The sequence below is a fragment of the Streptococcus iniae genome, assembly GCF_030732225.1.
GTDB lineage: Bacteria > Bacillota > Bacilli > Lactobacillales > Streptococcaceae > Streptococcus > Streptococcus iniae.
Genome location: NZ_CP132230.1, coordinates 1,593,260 through 1,611,505, shown reverse-complemented (window position 1 = coordinate 1,611,505; position 18,246 = coordinate 1,593,260). Strand labels below are relative to the sequence as shown.

The window sequence follows — 18,246 nt, the reverse complement described above, 5'->3', positions numbered from 1 at the left end:
CTCATTAAGGAGAGAGCGAAATGACCAAAGAAAGTAATAATAGACTGCTGCTGGATAGCTATTGGAATAATAGTATTGTTCAATCTAATCTTCGAAAATTACAGGAATTAATTGCACAACCTTCTATTTTTGCACAAGACATTGGCTTGAAAGAAGCAGCAACCTATTTAAAAAGTATTTTTGAAGCAGCAGGTGCGCAAGTTATTCTTGATGAGACTTACAAGGCTCCCTTTTTACTTGCTAGTTTTAATAGTCATAAGGCATCGGCCAAAACAATTATTTTTTACAATCATTATGATACAGTTCCAGCAGACAGTGATCAGCTATGGACTAGTGACCCTTTTTCATTAACTATTAGAGACGATTTTATGTATGCGCGTGGTGTTGATGATGATAAAGGTCATATTATTGCAAGATTAAGTGCTGTCGAAAACTATTTGGCTACTTATGGAGAGTTACCGGTTAATATTATTTTTATCATGGAAGGAGCAGAAGAATCTGCTTCTGTTGACTTAGAGCATTACTTAGAAAGCTACAAAGACAAATTAGATAAGGCAGATCTTTTGATTTGGGAACAAGGGATTCGCAACGAAAAAAATCAACTGGAATTAACTGGGGGCAATAAAGGAATAGTCACCTTTGACATTGAAGTTGATAGTGCAACTAGTGATATTCATTCAAAGTATGGCGGTGTTATTGAATCTGCTACTTGGTATTTAATAGAGGCTTTAAGTAGCCTTCGAGAAAAAGATGGCTCAATTGCTATAAAAGCCCTATATGATCACTGTGTTCAACCCAATCAAAGGGAGTTAGAGTTGATTGAAAGCTATGCTTTAGAAAATGAAGTGCTCTTAGAAAAGCTTTACGGCTTACAGCTGCCTATGTTACAATCAGACAGGAAATCCTTTTTGAAAAGGTACTATTTTGAACCGTCACTAACCATTCAGGGGCTTCAATCAGGGTATTTGGGACAAGGTGTCAAGACAATTATTCCCAGTAAGGCATCAGCAAAAATGGAAATAAGATTGGTTCCAGGTTTAAAACCTAAAGAGGTCTTTGAAGCTGTTAAAGAGTATTTATATCAACAGGGCTTTAATGCTTTAAAAATCACTTACACCTTGGGAGAAGAGAGCTATCGTAGTGACCTTACTTCATCGGAAATAGAGCATTTGATTGCAGTGTTAAAAAAGCATTATGATAAGGGATTAAGTTTGTTACCAACCTCAGCAGGGACAGGTCCAATGCACACGGTTTTTCAGGCTTTAGAAGTTCCAATGGTTTCCTTTGGTTTAGGCAATAACGATAGTCGCGATCATGCAGGCGATGAGAATGTGTCAATTGATGATTATTGCACACATATACACTTGATAGAGGAGTTAATTAAAAGTTATGAGTAGAGCCATTATTCAATTAGATCACATTGATATCACTTTTCAACAAAAAAAGAAAGAGATTCAGGCTGTGCGTGATGTGACTGTCCACATTAATCAAGGAGATATCTATGGTATCGTTGGTTATTCTGGTGCAGGAAAGTCAACCTTAGTCAGAGTTATAAATTTGTTACAAGTGCCAACGGCTGGTAAGATTACTATTGACGGTGATGTCACCTTTGCGGATAGAAGAACACAATTGTCAGCTAAAGAGTTGCGACATAAAAGACATGACATTGGCATGATTTTTCAACATTTCAATTTGATGTCTCAAAAGACGGCACGTGAAAATGTGGCCTTTGCCTTGAGGCATTCAACCTTATCCAAAGATGCTATTGCTCAAAAAGTTGCTGATTTACTAGATTTAGTTGGTTTATCTGATCGAGCAGACAATTACCCATCGCAATTATCAGGGGGGCAAAAACAGCGGGTTGCTATTGCGCGTGCACTTGCTAATGACCCGAAAATTTTAATTTCAGATGAAGCAACATCGGCTCTGGATCCTAAAACAACCAAACAAATTTTAGCTTTATTACAAGATTTAAATCGTAAATTAGGACTAACAATTGTTATGATAACCCATGAAATGCAGATTGTAAAAGATATTTGTAATCGTGTTGCAGTCATGCAAAATGGCCAATTAATTGAGGAAGGGTCTGTTCTGAGTATTTTTACAAACCCTAAAGAGGCTTTAACACAAGAATTTATTTCCACAGCTACCGGAATTGATGAAGCTATGGAAAAAATTAATCAACAAGAAGTTGTTATCAATCTCCCCCAAAATGCTGTCTTAGCTCTCTTAAAATATGCGGGAGCTTCAACAGATGAACCTATGATTAATCATATCTATAGTCAATTTGATGTAACTGCAAATATTCTCTATGGTAATATTGAAATCTTAGAAGATACACCGGTCGGTGAAATGGTTGTTGTCCTTGAAGGACAAGCAAATAATGTTGAAGCAGCGCAAGTGAGTTTAGAACAAGCAGGCGTCCATGTGGCGATTTTAAAGAAGGGAGAATAGAAAGTGGAAGTGATACAAAAATATTTACCAAACGTTTATGAATTGGGTTGGTCTGGAGATGCTGGTTGGGGATTAGCTATCTGGAATACTATCTATATGACTATTTTGCCTTTTATTATTGGTGGGGCAATCGGCTTGTTTTTAGGACTGATGTTGGTTTTAATGGGACCAGGAGGTGTCATTGAGAATAAACAGGTATCTTGGGTTTTAGATAAAGTAACATCAATTTTCCGCGCGATACCTTTTGTTATTTTAATTGCGATTTTAGCAAGTTTTACCTTCCTGATTATGGGAACAACACTAGGGGCAACTGCTGCTTTAGTCCCTTTGACCTTTGCGACGTTTCCATTTTTTGCACGTCAAGTACAAGTGGTTTTCTCAGAATTAGATAAAGGGGTCATCGAAGCTGCCCAAGCTTCAGGAGCAACTTTTATGGATATTGTTAAGGTTTACTTGAGTGAAGGCTTACCAGATTTAATTCGTGTGTCTACAGTTACTTTGATTTCTTTGGTTGGGGAAACAGCAATGGCAGGAGCTATTGGGGCAGGAGGTTTAGGAAACGTTGCAATTTCTTACGGCTATAATCGTTTTAATAACGATGTGACGTGGGTAGCAACATTATTAATTCTGCTATTAATCTTTGCCATTCAGTTTTTAGGAGATAGGTTGACACTTAAGTTCAGTCACAAATAAAAAATAAGCTAATGACACCATAGTCCACAAATGAAAGAGTAGAAAAACACTGCTGAAGAATGCTAGTTAACTAGCATTCTTCAGCAGTGTTTTATGATGATCAAAAAGCTTAAGCATTGGAAATAAGCTTAGCCTGTATTAAATGGTTTCAAGCCTCTTCTTTATCTTAAGTAAGGTAAAAGAGAGTCTAATCTATTGTCAAAAATGACATGATATTTTTGACGGGCACAAGACTTCAATGACATAAAAAAACCAATCTTCTATTCTATTTAGGAAATTGGTTTCATAAGTTTTTTCTTGTGACCAATTTTAAAAATCAGCAGCTACTTAGCTTATTTTTTTAGTTTAAGACGTATGAGTCCTATCAGAAATCCCATGATAGCGAAGCTAATCCAGCCTAGTGAAAACTGCCCTAGAGGAACCAAATCTTTAAAGAAATGGTCAAGGAAATGTGGTAGAACAAATAATTTGGTCATCATTGATAAGGTTGATAAAGCATCATAAACTGCTGGGATGGCAGTTAAGATAATAGTTGATTTATAAACGGAGTGATGATTGTTGTAGCATTTTTGTCCTAAAACAAGTGCAATAAGTGCAATCGTTAGAGGGTAAAGAAGAAAAAGTACTGGTGCTGACCATTTGATGATAACATCAAGTCCGCCAAAGTAGAAAAATGCAGAAACTAATGTAAACATACTAGCCCACATAATATGGGATACTTTTGGTATGAGTTTGTGGAAAAAGTCAGCACTGGCAGTAATTAAACCAGTAGAGGTTGTGAGGCAAGCTAAAAAGATAACGATAGCTAAGCAGGTTTGGCCAAGTCGGCCAAGATAGAAATAAGAAGCGTGACTAAGCAATTGCCCACCGTTAACAGGATCATTATTCCATGTGAATAGTCCATTAGAAAAGGTAAAGAGGCTTTGCGACGTTGCTCCAATACGACCAATAAAGATGTAAACAAAAGCAAGTAAGAGAATTGCAATGAGTCCAGAAATCAAGGTTGTCTTGTTGATTTCTTTTTTAGTAGTGGCACCAAATTGCTTTGTGGCTTCTATAACAAGAATTGAAAAGACCAGTGAACCAAGGGCATCCATGGTTCCATAACCCTGTATCAGACCAGCCATAAATGGAAAATCTTTAAAAGCGTTGTTAATACCTTCTCCTGAATTATATGCACTACCAAGGTCTCCAGCGGGATGAATATAAGATACAATAATGAGAAGACCAATAACTAAAAGTAAGGTCGGTGTTAAAAATTTTCCAATATTTTCAGCTAATTTACTTGGACGAATGGCAAGAAAATAAGAAAGTCCAAAAAATAAAATGGCATAAAGAGCTTTAATTTCAAAATGGTTCCCTAAAATCGGGGCAATTCCTACAGCATAAGAAGTAGCTCCTGTTCTTGGGATAGCAAAAAAAGGTCCAATTGATAAATAAAGTACAGCTGAATAAGCTAAGGCATAACCTTTAGAGATAGGTCTAGCCAATTCATTAACATCTTCTGCTCCAGATGTTGAAATAGCAATAACACCTAGAAGGGGAAGTGAAACACCTGTCAAACAAAAACCAAGAATAGACCAAAGAAGGTTTTTTCCAGAGTACAATCCTAAAAATGCAGGATAAATGAGATTTGCGGCACCAAAAAAAAGTGCAAAAAGCATAAAGCCAATGACGATATATCTGTTTTTTTCTTTCATAAATAAAAAAATATTCCCTTTTTTAAAAATTTAATTTTTAGATAATTCAATCTAAATCCCTAGTCAATTCAAGACTTCTGCTATTATATCTAAGTTTTTAAAGGAGGTCAACATGCTAAAAAAAGAGAAAACGATTACCAAAGCGTTTGACGGAAAATTTAAAATATATTATGCTAAATAGATAAACTATTTTAAAAAAGGAAGTTACTATGAAAAATGTCATATTAAGTTGGAAAAAGATGAGCCTGATTAAGAGGATTATCATTGGTATTATTACAGGTATATTATTGGCTCTATTTTTCCCACAACTAAAAGCAATTAGTCTTTTAGGAAAGCTCTTTGTTGGTGCATTAAAAGCTATTGCCCCTTTACTTGTTTTAACCTTGGTTGTGCAAGCTATTTCCCATCATAAAAAGGGCCGTGAAACCAATATGAAATTAATTTTGGTGCTCTATCTCATGGGAACTTTTTCGGCTGCTTTAGTAGCAGTTTTAGCAAGTTATGTTAAACCTTTGACGCTCAAGTTACAAGATACAGGTGGTGACGGGATCGCACCTCCAGGAGGCTTGTCAGAAATTTTCCAAAATTTATTGTTAAATTTGGTTGATAATCCAATTAACGCCCTGGTGAATGCCAATTATTTGGGAATTTTATTTTGGGCTATGGTTTTTGGCTTAGCCCTTCAAGCCTCTTCACCTGAAATCAAAAAAGTTATCAAAGCGGCATCAGATGCCACTTCGCAGGCTGTGGTTTGGGTAATCAATTGTGCTCCATTTGGTATTATGGGACTTGTCTTTGCAACTATTGCAGAGAATGGATTGGGTGTGTTGTCAGATTATGCTATTTTAATCTTAGTATTAGTGACAAGTATGCTAACTGTTGCGCTTGTTGTCAATCCTCTTATAGGACTTCTTGTTATGCATAAAAACCCATATCCGTTAGTTCTTACTTGCTTGCGTGAATCTGGTATGACTGCTTTTTTCACTCGCTCTTCAGCTGCCAATATTCCAGTAAATATGCAATTGTGTGAAAAACTTGGTTTAGATAAAGATACTTATTCGGTATCTATTCCACTTGGAGCAACTATTAATATGGCAGGAGCAGCAATTACTATCAATATTTTAACATTAGCTGCAGCTAATACCTTTGATGTTAAAGTTAGTTTTTTATCAACCATTTTACTTTCTATTATTGCTTCACTTTCTGCCTGTGGGGCATCTGGTGTTGCTGGCGGGTCATTACTTTTAATTCCTGTGGCTTGTAGTTTATTTGGTATTCCAAATGATTTAGCCATGCAAGTGGTTGGGGTTGGTTTTATCATTGGTGTTGTCCAAGATTCTTGTGAGACTGCTTTGAACTCATCAACAGATGTCTACCTAACGGCTGTTGCTGAAAATGCATTTTGGAAGAAAAAATAAAGGTTGTCTCACTGGTTTTGAGAAGTAACTATTTAAAAAAAAAAAAAAAAAACGGGGCTGGGCAAAAAGCCTAATATAAACAAAACCGCATGAAATCTTTCGTTTACAAACGTTGATTTCATGCGGTTTCTTATTTCGGAAATTTGAAAAAAACAATGAGATTTCGACTTTTTGCCCAGCCTCATTTTTTATTTAAGATAACCTAAGTAATCAAATTTTTCAAAGGTGTGGTTATTGCAAATGGCAACAATAATTGTTTCGCTTTTTAGGGGTTCAAAAGGATTAACATTTGGTACTAATGTTGATTCTTTTTCTGGACGTGTTCCAATAACGTTTAACTCGTATTTTTGACGCACATCTAATTCAGACAAGGTTTTCCCGATCCAAGTGGTTGGGATTTTAAAGTTGATCATTGAAATGCCGTGTTCTAGATAGATGATACTTTCAATGTGGTGTTTAAGGATATTTGAAGCAACTCGTTTTCCAGAATCTCGCTCGGGTGTGATCACGTTGGTTGCTCCAATACCATATAATACTTCTTCATGAATTTTATTTTTAGCCTTGGCTACAATAGCTGGGACACCTAATTTCTTACAATGCATGATGGCAAGAACGGAAGCTTCTAAATTGTTACCTGTTGCAATAACAACGGTATCGCATTGTTCGATACCCACAGCTAACAAGAAATCACGATCGGTCATATCACCAACAGCAGCCTTCGTTACCAAGTCTGCAACTTCATTAACATGGCTTTCTCTGGTGTCAATGGCAATAACATCTTGATCAAACTGACTTAATTGGCGAGCCACTGTTCGACCAAAAATTCCTAATCCAAGGACTCCAATTGTTTTACGTTTTAACATGTATACTCCTTAACCTACTAAAATATTTGTTGTTGCATAGTGGACTGTTTTTTCTTTACGTTGGATGAGACTGATTAAAACAGTAATTGGACCAACTCGTCCAATAAACATCAGAAACATGATAACAATACGTCCAGCAGTTGATAATTGTGGGGTAATATCCATGCTAACACCTACTGTGTCAATAGCTGAAATAGCTTCAAAGAGTAGTGCAACAGGATCTAAATGAGGTTCAAAACTTAATAATAAAATGTAACCTGAAATCAAAATAGAAAAGAAGAAAATCAGAACAGTCATGGTTTGTTTGATGGTTTTACTTGCAATAATACGATTTCTGAAGGTAACTTCCGTTTGACCAGATAATTCGGATTTAAAGAGTAAAAAGAGAATAGCAACCGTTGTTACTTTCACACCACCTGCGGTACCACCAGGCGCTCCTCCAATAATCATTTGAATCATATACAAGAGGTTTGTTGGCGCTAGCGAATCATTGTAAGAAATTGTGGCAAATCCAGCAGTACGCATGGTAACGGTTTGGAAAAAACTAACCATCAGTTGCTGGAAAAGAGAATAGTTGGCAATCGTTTTAGGATTATCTTTTTCTAAAAACCAAGAAATTAAGGTCCCAATTACTAAAATAACGGCTGTTGTTTGTAAAACCAGTTTGGTCTGATTGGAAAGTTTACGGTAAAAGTTGCCATGCCAACGAGGTTTTTCAATAGCAACACGTTTGACATTATCAGCAATATCGCTCCAGACAGCAAAACCAATACCACCAGAAATGATTAGGGCAATAATAACAAAATTGATGGTTGGATTAAGAACAAAGTCCTTGAGACTTGATGAGCCGAAATTATCAAAACCAGCATTACAAAATCCTGAAACGGTTAGAAATAAACTATTAAATAGACCATTTTTCCATCCGAAACGAGGGACAAAATCAGTGGCAATGAGTACAAAGCCAATAAATTCAATACAAAAGGTCACTTTATAAGCGAAAAAAAGATAATCTTTTAAGCCCTTGCTATCTTCTTTATTTAAAGCGGACTGTAATAGGGTATGACCAGCAAAATCCATTTTTCGTTTTAGAGCAAAGGTGCTGATTGCAATTAAAGTGATTAAGCCCAGTCCACCGATTTGCATCAAGATAATGGAGATGCTTTGACCAAAGCCGTTATAGGCTTCAGAAATAGGAAGAACAGACAATCCAGTCACACAAACCATTGAAACCACGTTAAAAAGGTGATCAAGGAAAGTGGAGTCAGGACCATTTGGATACTGTGAAAAGGGTAGTGAGAGTAAAATACTACCAATAAAAATGACAAGTGCAAAGCTGAGTGTCAGTCGTTGCGTTACTGACCAAGTTCTCATAAGGAAATTCCCATCCAATCTAATCTCATATTCCATTATATACTATCAAAAAAAAACTAAAAAAGCCAAACAAGTGGGGCTTTTTAGGGATTTATGATAAGGGTTTTTTATTTGGTAAACCAGCTTTGCGCGGGTATTTATTAGGGGTTTCTTTTTTCTTTTCAACAATGGTGATATAGCGAGAATCACCATTTGGAAGACAATAGTGTTGATTTTCAATGACCTGTGAGAAAAGGATAGCTAATGCCTTTTTGGCATCTGTTAATTCTTGATCTACAGCTTGTGCTTTAAGAGCAAGTAGTTTGCCGCCAATTCTTAAGAAAGGAATAGTAAGTTCAGATAAAACTTGCATCCGGGCGACAGCTCTGGCAGTAACAAAGTCAAATTGTGAACGAAAAGTTTTATCCTGACCAAAATCTTCAGCTCTGCCATGATAGAAATGAACATCTGTTAGCTCTAGCTTTTGGGCTAACTGATTTAAGAAGTGAATGCGTTTATTTAAGGAATCAATGATGGTGATATTGAGTTCTGGGAAAATAATTTTCATTGGAATGCTAGGAAAACCAGCACCAGCACCAATATCAAGCAGTTTGACCTTATCATTTGGGATATAACCTTGTAAAATGGGCGCAATAGAGTCATAAAAATGTTTGAGGTAAACATCATTTTCTTCGGTGATTGCTGTTAGGTTGACTTTCTCGTTCCATTCCACTAAAAAATGAAAATAAGTCTTAAATTGTTCTTTTTGCTTAGGAGATAACGGGAAACCAGCTTCTTCTAAAGTGTGATAAAATTCTTGGGGTGTCATTGCATTCCTCAATCTTTGATTTTTATCTATTTTATCATAATTGTAGTGAGAACAAAACGGCAAATCCTCTGTAAAGGTGTTTGAACTTTCTAATTGCACTAAAACTTGTTATAATGAAGGCATAAGAAATAAAGGAGAAATCATATGCCAACATTTTTAATTTTACTTATTGTTATTGGACTTGTAGTAGTCTGGTTGATTGCAACTTATAATGGTTTTGTCAAAAGCCGTATGCATACCAAGGAAGCTTGGAGTCAAATTGATGTGCAACTAAAACGTCGTAATGACCTTATTCCTAACCTGATTGAAACGGTAAAAGGTTATGCCAGTTACGAAGAAAAAACATTTGAGAAGATTGCAGAATTACGCTCACAAGTTGCTCGTGCAACAACACCGGCAGCAACAATGGAAGCGTCAAATGAATTAAGCAAGCAAGTGGCTAGTATTATTGCTGTCGCTGAAAATTATCCGGAATTAAAAGCCAATCAAAATTTCTTGAAATTGCAAGATGAATTGACGAATACTGAAAATAAAATTTCGTATTCTCGCCAACTATTCAATACCACAACTGCTAATTATAATGCTAAATTGGAAATGTTCCCAGGTAATATTGTTGGTAAACTATTTGGTTTTAAGGCTAGTGAATTTTTACAAACACCTGAGGAAGAAAAAGCAGTTCCTAAAGTGGAATTTAATTTTTAAGATAATTCTATCTGTATTTAACCTAGAATGGAGGCCCAATGCTTTTTGAACAAATTGCACGAAACAAGCGCAGAACACTTGTTTTACTAATTGCTTTTTTTGTCTTATTAGCTGTTATTGGAGCTGCATCAGGCTATTTGTTGGTTAATAGCTATCAATTAGGCATTGCTATGGCATTGATTATTGGTGCCATCTATGCGTTTAGTATGATTTTTCAGTCAACTCAAGTTGTAATGAGAATGAACAATGCCAGAGAAATTAGTGTTGATGATGCTCCAGAATATTTTCATATTGTTGAAGATATGGCTATGGTTGCCCAAATCCCGATGCCAAAAGTCTATATTATTGAAGATTCATCACTCAATGCATTTGCTACAGGATCAAGTCCAGAAAAGGCTGCTGTTGCAGCAACGACTGGCTTGTTAAATCTGATGAATAGAGAAGAATTAGAGGGTGTTATTGGTCACGAAGTCAGTCACATTAGAAATTATGACATTAGACTGTCAACAATAGCAGTTGCTTTAGCTAGTGCAATAACAATGATTTCAAGTATTGGTGGTCGCATGATGTGGTATGGTGGGGGAAGACGCCGAAGTGATAACAATCGCGATAGTGGTGGCTTAGAGATTATTTTTCTAGTTTTATCCCTTCTATCTATTATCTTAGCTCCCTTGGTTGCGTCTTTGGTTCAATTAGCGATATCTCGCCAACGTGAATTTTTAGCAGATGCCAGTTCGGTTGCTTTAACACGAAATCCAGAAGGGATGATTCGTGCTTTAGAAAAATTAGAAAACTCCAAACCAATGGAGCAAGCAGTTGATGATGCTAGTGCAGCTCTATACATTAATGAACCTCGGAAGAAAGCTGATATTTCTGCTTTATTTTCAACACATCCACCGATTGCAGAGCGAATTGAAAGATTACGAATGATGTAAAGAGTGCTACTTTTTAATGATGATAAGTGACTTTTTCTATTGACAAAACATTATCATTTTTTAAAAAATCTCGATAACCCTTTATTTTATTAGGGTTTAAGATAAAGGTAGAGAATAGTTGTTGATTATAGTTGACAAAATCTAAAAATAATAGTAAAAATAAATTAGAGATTTATTAGGAGAAAATATGATACTCGTTTCAGAACTCAAGAAAAGAAAAGAAGTTCTTCATTTTGACCAAGATTTAGACATTAAAGAAACATTATTGGCACGTAATAGCGAAATTATTGACATTAAACATGTCAAAGCTGTTGGAACGGCCTCATATGATTCTGGGCTGTTTCTTCTTGACTATCACTTAACATACACCCTAACGCTTCCCTCAAGCCGTTCTATGAAAGCAGTGGATCTTGAAGAAAGTCAATTTGTGCAAGAAATATTTATTGAAGAAGGATCTGTTTCAGAAAAAAAAGAATTGGTTGATGATAATCTTCTCCTTATTTTGACAGGTGATGCAATAGATCTCGAGGAAAGTGCGATTGATAATATCCTTCTGTCAATTCCATTACAGGTATTGACAGATGACGAAAAAATGTCAGATTCTCTTCCTACAGGTAATGATTGGGCGGTTATGACGGAAGAACAGTATCAGGCAATGAAAGCAGATAAAAAGGAAGAAGCCAGTCCATTTTCAGCCCTTCAAGGCTTATTTGATGAATAAAACTGAATCTTTAAGAAAATTGTAATTTTTTTGTTGAATTCTGCACATGACTTTGGTATACTCTATACAGTATCTGTTCAGTAAAAAACTCCCTACTGATAAAGGTAAATGGAGATGAATAAAAAATATGATTTGACTGAGAGATAATAATTAGTCGAGTAGCGGCTAAATACAATAACTATTATGAAGTTTTTAAAACTTCTTAAAAAAGGAAAAGGGTAATAGAATATGACAAAAAAAATTCTAATTGTTGAAGATGAAAAAAATCTTGCAAGGTTTGTTTCATTAGAATTGCAACACGAAGGTTACGAAGTAACTGTAGAAGTGAATGGTCGTGAAGGACTTGACACAGCGCTTGAAAAAGATTTTGATTTAATCTTGCTTGATTTGATGTTACCTGAAATGGATGGTTTTGAAGTGACCCGTCGTCTTCAAACTGAAAAAACAACCTACATTATGATGATGACAGCACGCGATTCTATCATGGACGTGGTTGCTGGTTTGGATCGTGGTGCAGATGATTATATTGTTAAGCCATTTGCTATTGAAGAATTATTGGCACGTATTCGTGCAATTTTCCGTCGTCAAGATATTGAAACTGAGAAAAAATCTCCTAATCAAGGTATTTACCGTGATTTAGTCTTAAATCCACAAAACCGTTCTGTAAACCGTGGAGATGAAGAAATTTCATTGACAAAACGCGAATATGATTTGTTAAACATTTTAATGAGCAATATGAATCGTGTCATGACGCGTGAAGAGTTGCTGTCAAATGTTTGGAAATACGATGAAGCTGTTGAAACAAACGTTGTTGACGTGTATATTCGTTACCTACGTGGAAAAATCGATATGCAAGGACGTGAGTCCTATATTCAAACTGTTCGTGGAATGGGATATGTTATTCGTGAGAAATAATGATGCAAATAAAATGTAAAAGACAAAAAAAGTATAAAAGATCATTGCCCAAGCGACTATCAAGTCTCTTCTTTGTACTCTTCTTCTGCATTTTTTCTGCGTTTACTCTGATTGCTTACTATTCAACTAATTATTTTTTGTTGAAGAAAGAAAAACAATCAGTCTATCAAACTTTAAATATGGTTAGGGTTCGTCTGTCAGAGGTGAACTCTAATTTTTCGTTTGACAATTTAGCAGAAGTTCTTTATATCAACGATAAAGAAAATTTAAAAGTTGACGAGCATGGTGATGGTCAAATTATCAGGAGTAAACGTGATATTACGAATATTTTAGATGCTGAACAAGAGGTTTACATCTATAATCTGCATAAGAACATGATTTTTACCACTGATGAAGAAGAGGTTAGGTATAAACTAAAAGGTCCGATTGATGAGGTTTTTGATGACCGTATTGAAGGGGAATACCGAGGTTTTTCAATTATTAAAAAAGTGTATTCTAAAAACTCAGGTAAATTAATTGGCTACGTACAGATTTATCAGGATTTAGAAGATTATTTTATGATTCGTGCAAGGCTTCTTTTTTGGTTACTCTTTGTTGAACTTTTTGGTTCATGCTTAGCTTATGTGATTATTTTATTATCAACGAAACGTTTCTTAGAACCATTACATAATTTGCATGGGATTATGAGTGATATTTCAGAGAATCCTAACAACCTAACCTTGCGTTCACATATCAAGTCCGGTGATGAAATTGAGGAGCTGTCAGTTATCTTTGATACGATGCTGGATAAGGTTGAGAAATACACAACCCTTCAATCTCGCTTTATTAGTGATGTTAGTCATGAGTTAAGAACACCTGTTGCTATCATTAAAGGTCATATTGGACTTTTACAACGCGGGGGAAAAAATGATAGTGAGATTTTAGAAGAAAGTCTGAATGCTACAGCTCATGAAGCTGATCGTATGGCCATTATGATTAATGATATGCTAGATATGATTAGGGTTCAAGGGAGTTTTGAGGGGCATGAAAATGACATAACAACTGTTGAAAGTTCAATAGAAACCGTCATTGGGAACTTCAAGGTTCTCAGAGAAGACTTTGTTTTTGAATGGGAACCTCGAGAGACTAAGACAGCTGTAAAAATTTACAAAAATCATTTTGAGCAAGCTTTGCTTATTTTGATTGATAATGCTATTAAATACTCGCGTTCAGAAAAACGTATCAGTATTGGCTTAAAAATCGAAGAGGACGAAGCATTAGTTACTGTTCGTGATAGAGGTGAAGGGATTTCTGAAGAGGATATTAAACATATTTTTGAACGGTTTTACCGCTCGGATAAATCTCGCAATCGAACCAGCACACAAGCTGGTTTGGGGATTGGCCTTTCAATTTTAGAACAAATTGTGGAGGGCTATCACCTTTCCATGGAGGTTAAGAGTGTTCTAAATCAAGGGTCCATATTTATTTTGCATTTGCCACTTGATGAATAAAAAGTGTAACCTGGTCAATTCCAATTGACTGGGTTTTTTCGTTACAAAAATATAATAAGGAATCTAAAAGGAATATCCTTTTGTTATAGCTGATAATATGATAAAATAGAGTACTAGATTATTTTGATAGAATTGGGGTGTTTGCGTGCGTTGTCCGAAATGTAATAATAATAAATCAAGTGTTGTTGATAGTCGACAGGCAGAAGATGGAAATACTATCAGACGTCGACGAGAATGTGAAGAGTGTCATACACGTTTTACAACCTTTGAACGCTTAGAAGAACTCCCATTATTAGTTATCAAAAAAGATGGTACGCGTGAACAATTTTCAAGAGATAAAATTCTTAATGGTGTTGTTCAAAGTGCACAAAAAAGACCTGTGTCAAGTACTGATATTGAAACGCTTATTTCGCGCATTGAACAAAAGGTCAGGGCGGATTATGAAAATGAAGTACCTAGCACTGCAATTGGAAATCTCGTTATGGAAGGTCTAGCTGAGCTTGATGAAATCACGTATGTTCGCTTTGCAAGTGTCTATAAGAGTTTTAAAGATGTTGATGAGATTGAGGAATTACTCCAACAAATCACAACACGCGTTAGAGCAAAAAAGAAGAGTAGTGTGAATGATGAAACCCATTAATGAGTTTTATTATGTTCAGCATAATAAAATCATCTGCAATTCCAATAATTTAATTCAACTCTATCTTCCAATCATCGGAAGTGATGCTGTGTCGGTTTATCAATATTTGACTAGTTTTTTTGATGATGGCAGAAGAGGCCATAAATTTAGTGAGATTTTAAATCACTTGCAGATTGGGATGCCTAGACTTGAAGAGGCTTTGGTTCAATTGACTGCGATGGAATTGCTGGTTTTTTACCAATTGCCAGATTTTTATTTGATTAAGTTGCAACCAACCCTTGACAATGATGTGTTTTTGGCTAATCCCGTCTATTATCGCCTTTTAGAGCAAAAAATTGGTGATCTTGCAATTTCTCAATTGCTTGTCAGCATTCCTAAAGAAGCAAGAAATATTTCAAAACGTTTCTCAGATGTCTATGGTACGGTTATAGATAAACAACCAAGCCAGGTCAGTCAAGGGAAAAAGCAAGGGGTTCAATTTGATTTGGACAGTTTCCGAAATTTGATGAACCGTGATGGTTTACAATTTCAAAATGAGCAAGAAGATGTGATTTCTCTTTATAGTTTGTCAGAACAGTTTGACATGACATGGTTTGATACTTATCGTCTTGCAAAGGAAACGGCTATTAATGGTAAAATTGCTCCGAAACGTATTTTGTTAAAGAAGCAAGCTGATTCTACTAGCGCAGCTCAGTCAGAATTTACTGCACCAGAACAAGCCCTCATTAAGGAAGCTAAAAGCTCGACAGCTCTGCAATTTTTAGAAAAAATAAAACAAGCAAGACGTGCAAGGGTCACAAAAGATGAAAGAGATATTTTAACTCGTCTGGCTCAGATGGATTTTCTTGATGAAGTCATTAATGTGATGGTCATGTATACTTTTAGTAAGACCAACACGGCAAATTTGCAAAAGACTTATATTACAAAAATTGCAAATGATTTTGCTTATCAAGGGGTTAACTATGCTGAAGATGCTATTTTGAAAATGCGTGCTTTTGCTGATCGTCAGGAATCAAAGACAACCAAAGCTAAAAGTAAAGCTTCAAATGTCCCAACGTGGAGTAATCCTAATTATCAGGAAGAAACTAGTGCTGAGGACCAAGCTAGAATGGACCATTTCAAAAAAGAAGCTTTGGAACGCTTAAATAAACTTAAAAAAGGTGGTGAATAGATGGAAAAAATTGGTGAAACCATATCTAAACTGAACCAGCAAAGGCATGTGAATTCTGAAGCTTTGATTCAAACAATCCTTTCAGATTCTGAGATTGCTGCCTTTATTCAATCACATGATTTGTCTCAAGAGACCATTAATTTGAGTTTATCGAAGTTCAATCAGTTTTTGTTAGAGCGTCAGAAGTATAACAATTCAGATCCATCTTATATTGCTAAGGGCTATGCTCCGATTTTAGTGATGAATGAAGGGTATGCTGATGTGTCTTACCGTGAAACACGGGAGTTAATCGAGGCCAAGAAAAAGGCAGAAATTTCAGATCGGATTAATTTGGTCAATCTTCCTAAATCATACCGTCATATCAAAATGTCAGACTTTGACATTACCAATCAAAGCCGTATGGCTGTGCTATCAGAAATCATTGATTTTGTTGAAGCTTATCCGTCACTAGAACAAAAAGGCCTCTATTTATACGGGGATATGGGAATTGGGAAATCATACCTCATGGCTGCTATGGCAAGAGAGTTATCTGAGAAAAAGGGAGTGTCGACAACACTATTACATTTCCCAAGTTTCACAATTGATGTTAAAAATGCCATTTCATCTGGTTCAGTTAAAGAAGAAATTGATGCTGTTAAAACTGTTCCTGTCTTAATTTTAGATGATATTGGTGCAGAACAAGCAACATCATGGGTTCGTGATGAAGTTTTGCAAGTTATTTTGCAATATCGCATGCTTGAAGAATTGCCGACTTTCTTCACCTCTAACTATAGTTTTGATGATTTAGAGAGAAAATGGGCAAACATTAAAGGTTCTGATGAAACTTGGCAAGCCAAACGTGTTATGGAACGTGTGCGTTATCTAGCGCGTGAATTTCATTTAGAAGGCGCAAATCGCCGTTAATTTAAAGATAAAGCAAGTTATCAAGAGATAAGATAAGTAAAAGGAGAATCATGGTTTTACCTACAGTTGCCATTGTTGGACGTCCTAATGTTGGCAAGTCCACACTATTTAACCGAATTGCAGGGGAGCGTATTTCCATTGTTGAAGATGTCGAAGGGGTAACCCGTGACCGTATTTATACAACTGGAGAATGGCTCAATCGTAAATTTTCATTGATTGATACTGGTGGTATTGATGATGTTGATGCCCCATTTATGGAGCAAATTAAGCACCAAGCACAAATCGCAATGGAAGAAGCAGATGTTATTGTATTTGTTGTTTCTGGTAAAGAAGGGATTACAGATGCTGATGAGTATGTTTCAAGGATTTTATACCGTACCAATAAGCCGGTCATTCTAGCCGTTAATAAAGTCGACAACCCAGAGATGCGTAATGACATTTATGATTTTTACTCACTTGGTTTGGGTGAGCCTTTCCCGGTATCATCTGTTCATGGTATTGGTACAGGGGATGTTTTGGATGCTATTGTTGAAAACTTACCTGTTGAAGTAGCAGAAGAAAATGATGATATTATTCGATTTAGTTTGATTGGACGACCTAATGTTGGAAAATCTAGTTTAATCAATGCTATTTTAGGTGAAGACCGCGTTATTGCCAGTCCAGTTGCTGGTACAACTCGTGATGCCATTGATACTAATTTTACAGATGCTGATGGGCAAGAATACACCATGATTGATACAGCAGGTATGCGTAAATCAGGGAAAGTCTATGAAAATACTGAGAAATATTCTGTTATGCGTGCCATGCGTGCCATTGATCGCTCAGATGTTGTTTTACTTGTTATCAACGCTGAAGAGGGGATTCGAGAATACGATAAGCGTATTGCTGGCTTTGCGCATGAAGCTGGTAAGGGGATGATTATTGTCGTTAATAAATGGGATACTCTTGAAAAAGATAATCATACTGTTTCAAATTGGGAAGCAGATATCCGTGATCAATTCCAGTTCTTAGCATATGCTCCAATTATCTTTGTATCAGCTGTAACCAAGCAACGCTTGAACAAGCTTCCTGAGATGATTAAACGCATTAGTGATAGTCAAAACAGACGCATTCCATCTGCTGTCCTTAATGATGTTATCATGGATGCCATTGCTATTAATCCAACACCGACAGATAAAGGCAAGCGTCTTAAAATTTTCTATGCAACGCAAGTTTCTGTAAAACCGCCAACTTTTGTTGTCTTCGTTAATGAAGAAGAATTAATGCATTTTTCTTACTTACGTTTCTTAGAAAACCAAATTAGAGCAGCCTTCACCTTTGAAGGAACACCAATACATCTTATTGCGCGCAAACGGAAATAATCTGTGCAGAAATAGCATTAAGGGAGTGTGGAAAGCTAAAGTGCTTTTCATGCTTTTTTTGTGTTAAGTAAAAAATTAGTTTTGACATTAGATTTTTAGGA

The 18,246-nt window shown here is 36.0% G+C and carries 17 protein-coding genes; 13 read left to right on the top strand and 4 right to left on the bottom strand.

Going from position 1 to position 18,246, the window contains the following annotated elements:
* Nucleotides 1-20: 20 nt before the first annotated feature.
* From Q9317_RS07975 to Q9317_RS07965, 3 genes are read left to right on the top strand one after another with little or no spacing between them, the layout of a single operon-like run.
* Nucleotides 21-1,397 carry a M20/M25/M40 family metallo-hydrolase gene (locus Q9317_RS07975; protein ID WP_003101687.1) on the top strand — a complete coding sequence of 459 codons (1,377 nt, stop codon included), beginning with the start codon at nt 21-23 and terminating at the stop codon, nt 1,395-1,397.
* Nucleotides 1,390-2,454 (top strand): methionine ABC transporter ATP-binding protein, encoded by a 1,065-nt coding sequence (locus tag Q9317_RS07970; RefSeq protein WP_003101686.1) that lies wholly within the window; start codon nt 1,390-1,392, stop codon nt 2,452-2,454. Before Q9317_RS07975 ends, Q9317_RS07970 begins: the two co-directional genes overlap by 8 nt.
* 3 nt (nt 2,455-2,457) lie before the next feature.
* Nucleotides 2,458-3,147, top strand: a complete 690-nt coding sequence (locus Q9317_RS07965; protein ID WP_003101685.1) for a methionine ABC transporter permease — start codon at nt 2,458-2,460, stop codon at nt 3,145-3,147.
* A 332-nt stretch (nt 3,148-3,479) separates the two neighbouring features.
* On the opposite strand, the gene brnQ is transcribed toward Q9317_RS07965, so the two are convergent.
* Nucleotides 3,480-4,847: a branched-chain amino acid transport system II carrier protein gene (gene brnQ / locus Q9317_RS07960; RefSeq protein ID WP_003101684.1), complete on the bottom strand. Its 1,368-nt coding sequence runs from the start codon at nt 4,845-4,847 to the stop codon at nt 3,480-3,482.
* A 209-nt stretch (nt 4,848-5,056) separates the two neighbouring features.
* On the opposite strand from brnQ, the gene sstT reads away from it, so the two are divergent.
* Entirely contained in the window at nt 5,057-6,265 is a 1,209-nt protein-coding gene (sstT, locus tag Q9317_RS07955) for a serine/threonine transporter SstT (protein ID WP_003101683.1), read from the top strand.
* 188 nt (nt 6,266-6,453) lie between these two features.
* Here the strand turns inward: sstT and ktrA are convergent, their stop codons facing one another.
* From ktrA to rsmG, 3 genes are all read right to left on the bottom strand, one after another.
* Nucleotides 6,454-7,128 (bottom strand): potassium uptake transporter gating subunit KtrA, encoded by a 675-nt coding sequence (gene ktrA / locus Q9317_RS07950; RefSeq protein WP_003101682.1) that lies wholly within the window; start codon nt 7,126-7,128, stop codon nt 6,454-6,456.
* A gap of 9 nt (nt 7,129-7,137) precedes the next feature.
* On the bottom strand, nt 7,138-8,499 hold the full coding sequence (gene ktrB, locus Q9317_RS07945) for a potassium uptake transporter channel subunit KtrB (protein ID WP_017794720.1): 1,362 nt from the start codon (nt 8,497-8,499) through the stop codon (nt 7,138-7,140).
* Between the two features lie 91 nt (nt 8,500-8,590).
* A complete protein-coding gene (gene rsmG / locus Q9317_RS07940; RefSeq protein ID WP_003101672.1) occupies nt 8,591-9,307 on the bottom strand; it encodes a 16S rRNA (guanine(527)-N(7))-methyltransferase RsmG in 717 nt (238 codons plus the stop codon).
* 144 nt (nt 9,308-9,451) lie between these two features.
* On the opposite strand from rsmG, the gene Q9317_RS07935 reads away from it, so the two are divergent.
* From Q9317_RS07935 to der, 9 genes are all read left to right on the top strand, one after another.
* Complete coding sequence (locus Q9317_RS07935; protein ID WP_003101671.1) at nt 9,452-10,009, top strand: LemA family protein; 558 nt, start codon at nt 9,452-9,454, stop codon at nt 10,007-10,009.
* A 38-nt stretch (nt 10,010-10,047) separates the two neighbouring features.
* A complete protein-coding gene (gene htpX / locus Q9317_RS07930) occupies nt 10,048-10,944 on the top strand; it encodes a zinc metalloprotease HtpX (RefSeq protein ID WP_003101670.1) in 897 nt (298 codons plus the stop codon).
* Nucleotides 10,945-11,131: 187 nt separating this feature from the next.
* Entirely contained in the window at nt 11,132-11,665 is a 534-nt protein-coding gene (locus tag Q9317_RS07925; protein WP_003101669.1) for a YceD family protein, read from the top strand.
* A 228-nt stretch (nt 11,666-11,893) separates the two neighbouring features.
* A complete protein-coding gene (gene covR / locus Q9317_RS07920) occupies nt 11,894-12,580 on the top strand; it encodes a two-component system response regulator CovR/CsrR (protein ID WP_003101668.1) in 687 nt (228 codons plus the stop codon).
* Between the two features lie 2 nt (nt 12,581-12,582).
* A complete protein-coding gene (locus Q9317_RS07915) occupies nt 12,583-14,070 on the top strand; it encodes a HAMP domain-containing sensor histidine kinase (protein ID WP_305981617.1) in 1,488 nt (495 codons plus the stop codon).
* A 145-nt stretch (nt 14,071-14,215) separates the two neighbouring features.
* Nucleotides 14,216-14,710: a transcriptional regulator NrdR gene (nrdR, locus tag Q9317_RS07910; RefSeq protein WP_003101666.1), complete on the top strand. Its 495-nt coding sequence runs from the start codon at nt 14,216-14,218 to the stop codon at nt 14,708-14,710.
* A complete protein-coding gene (locus Q9317_RS07905; protein ID WP_305981539.1) occupies nt 14,694-15,881 on the top strand; it encodes a replication initiation and membrane attachment family protein in 1,188 nt (395 codons plus the stop codon). Before nrdR ends, Q9317_RS07905 begins: the two co-directional genes overlap by 17 nt.
* The gene (gene dnaI / locus Q9317_RS07900) at nt 15,882-16,784 is read left to right on the top strand and encodes a primosomal protein DnaI (RefSeq protein WP_003101664.1); all 903 of its coding nucleotides are present in this window, start codon (nt 15,882-15,884) and stop codon (nt 16,782-16,784) included.
* A gap of 50 nt (nt 16,785-16,834) precedes the next feature.
* Entirely contained in the window at nt 16,835-18,145 is a 1,311-nt protein-coding gene (gene der / locus Q9317_RS07895) for a ribosome biogenesis GTPase Der (protein ID WP_003101663.1), read from the top strand.
* Nucleotides 18,146-18,246: the final 101 nt, after the last annotated feature.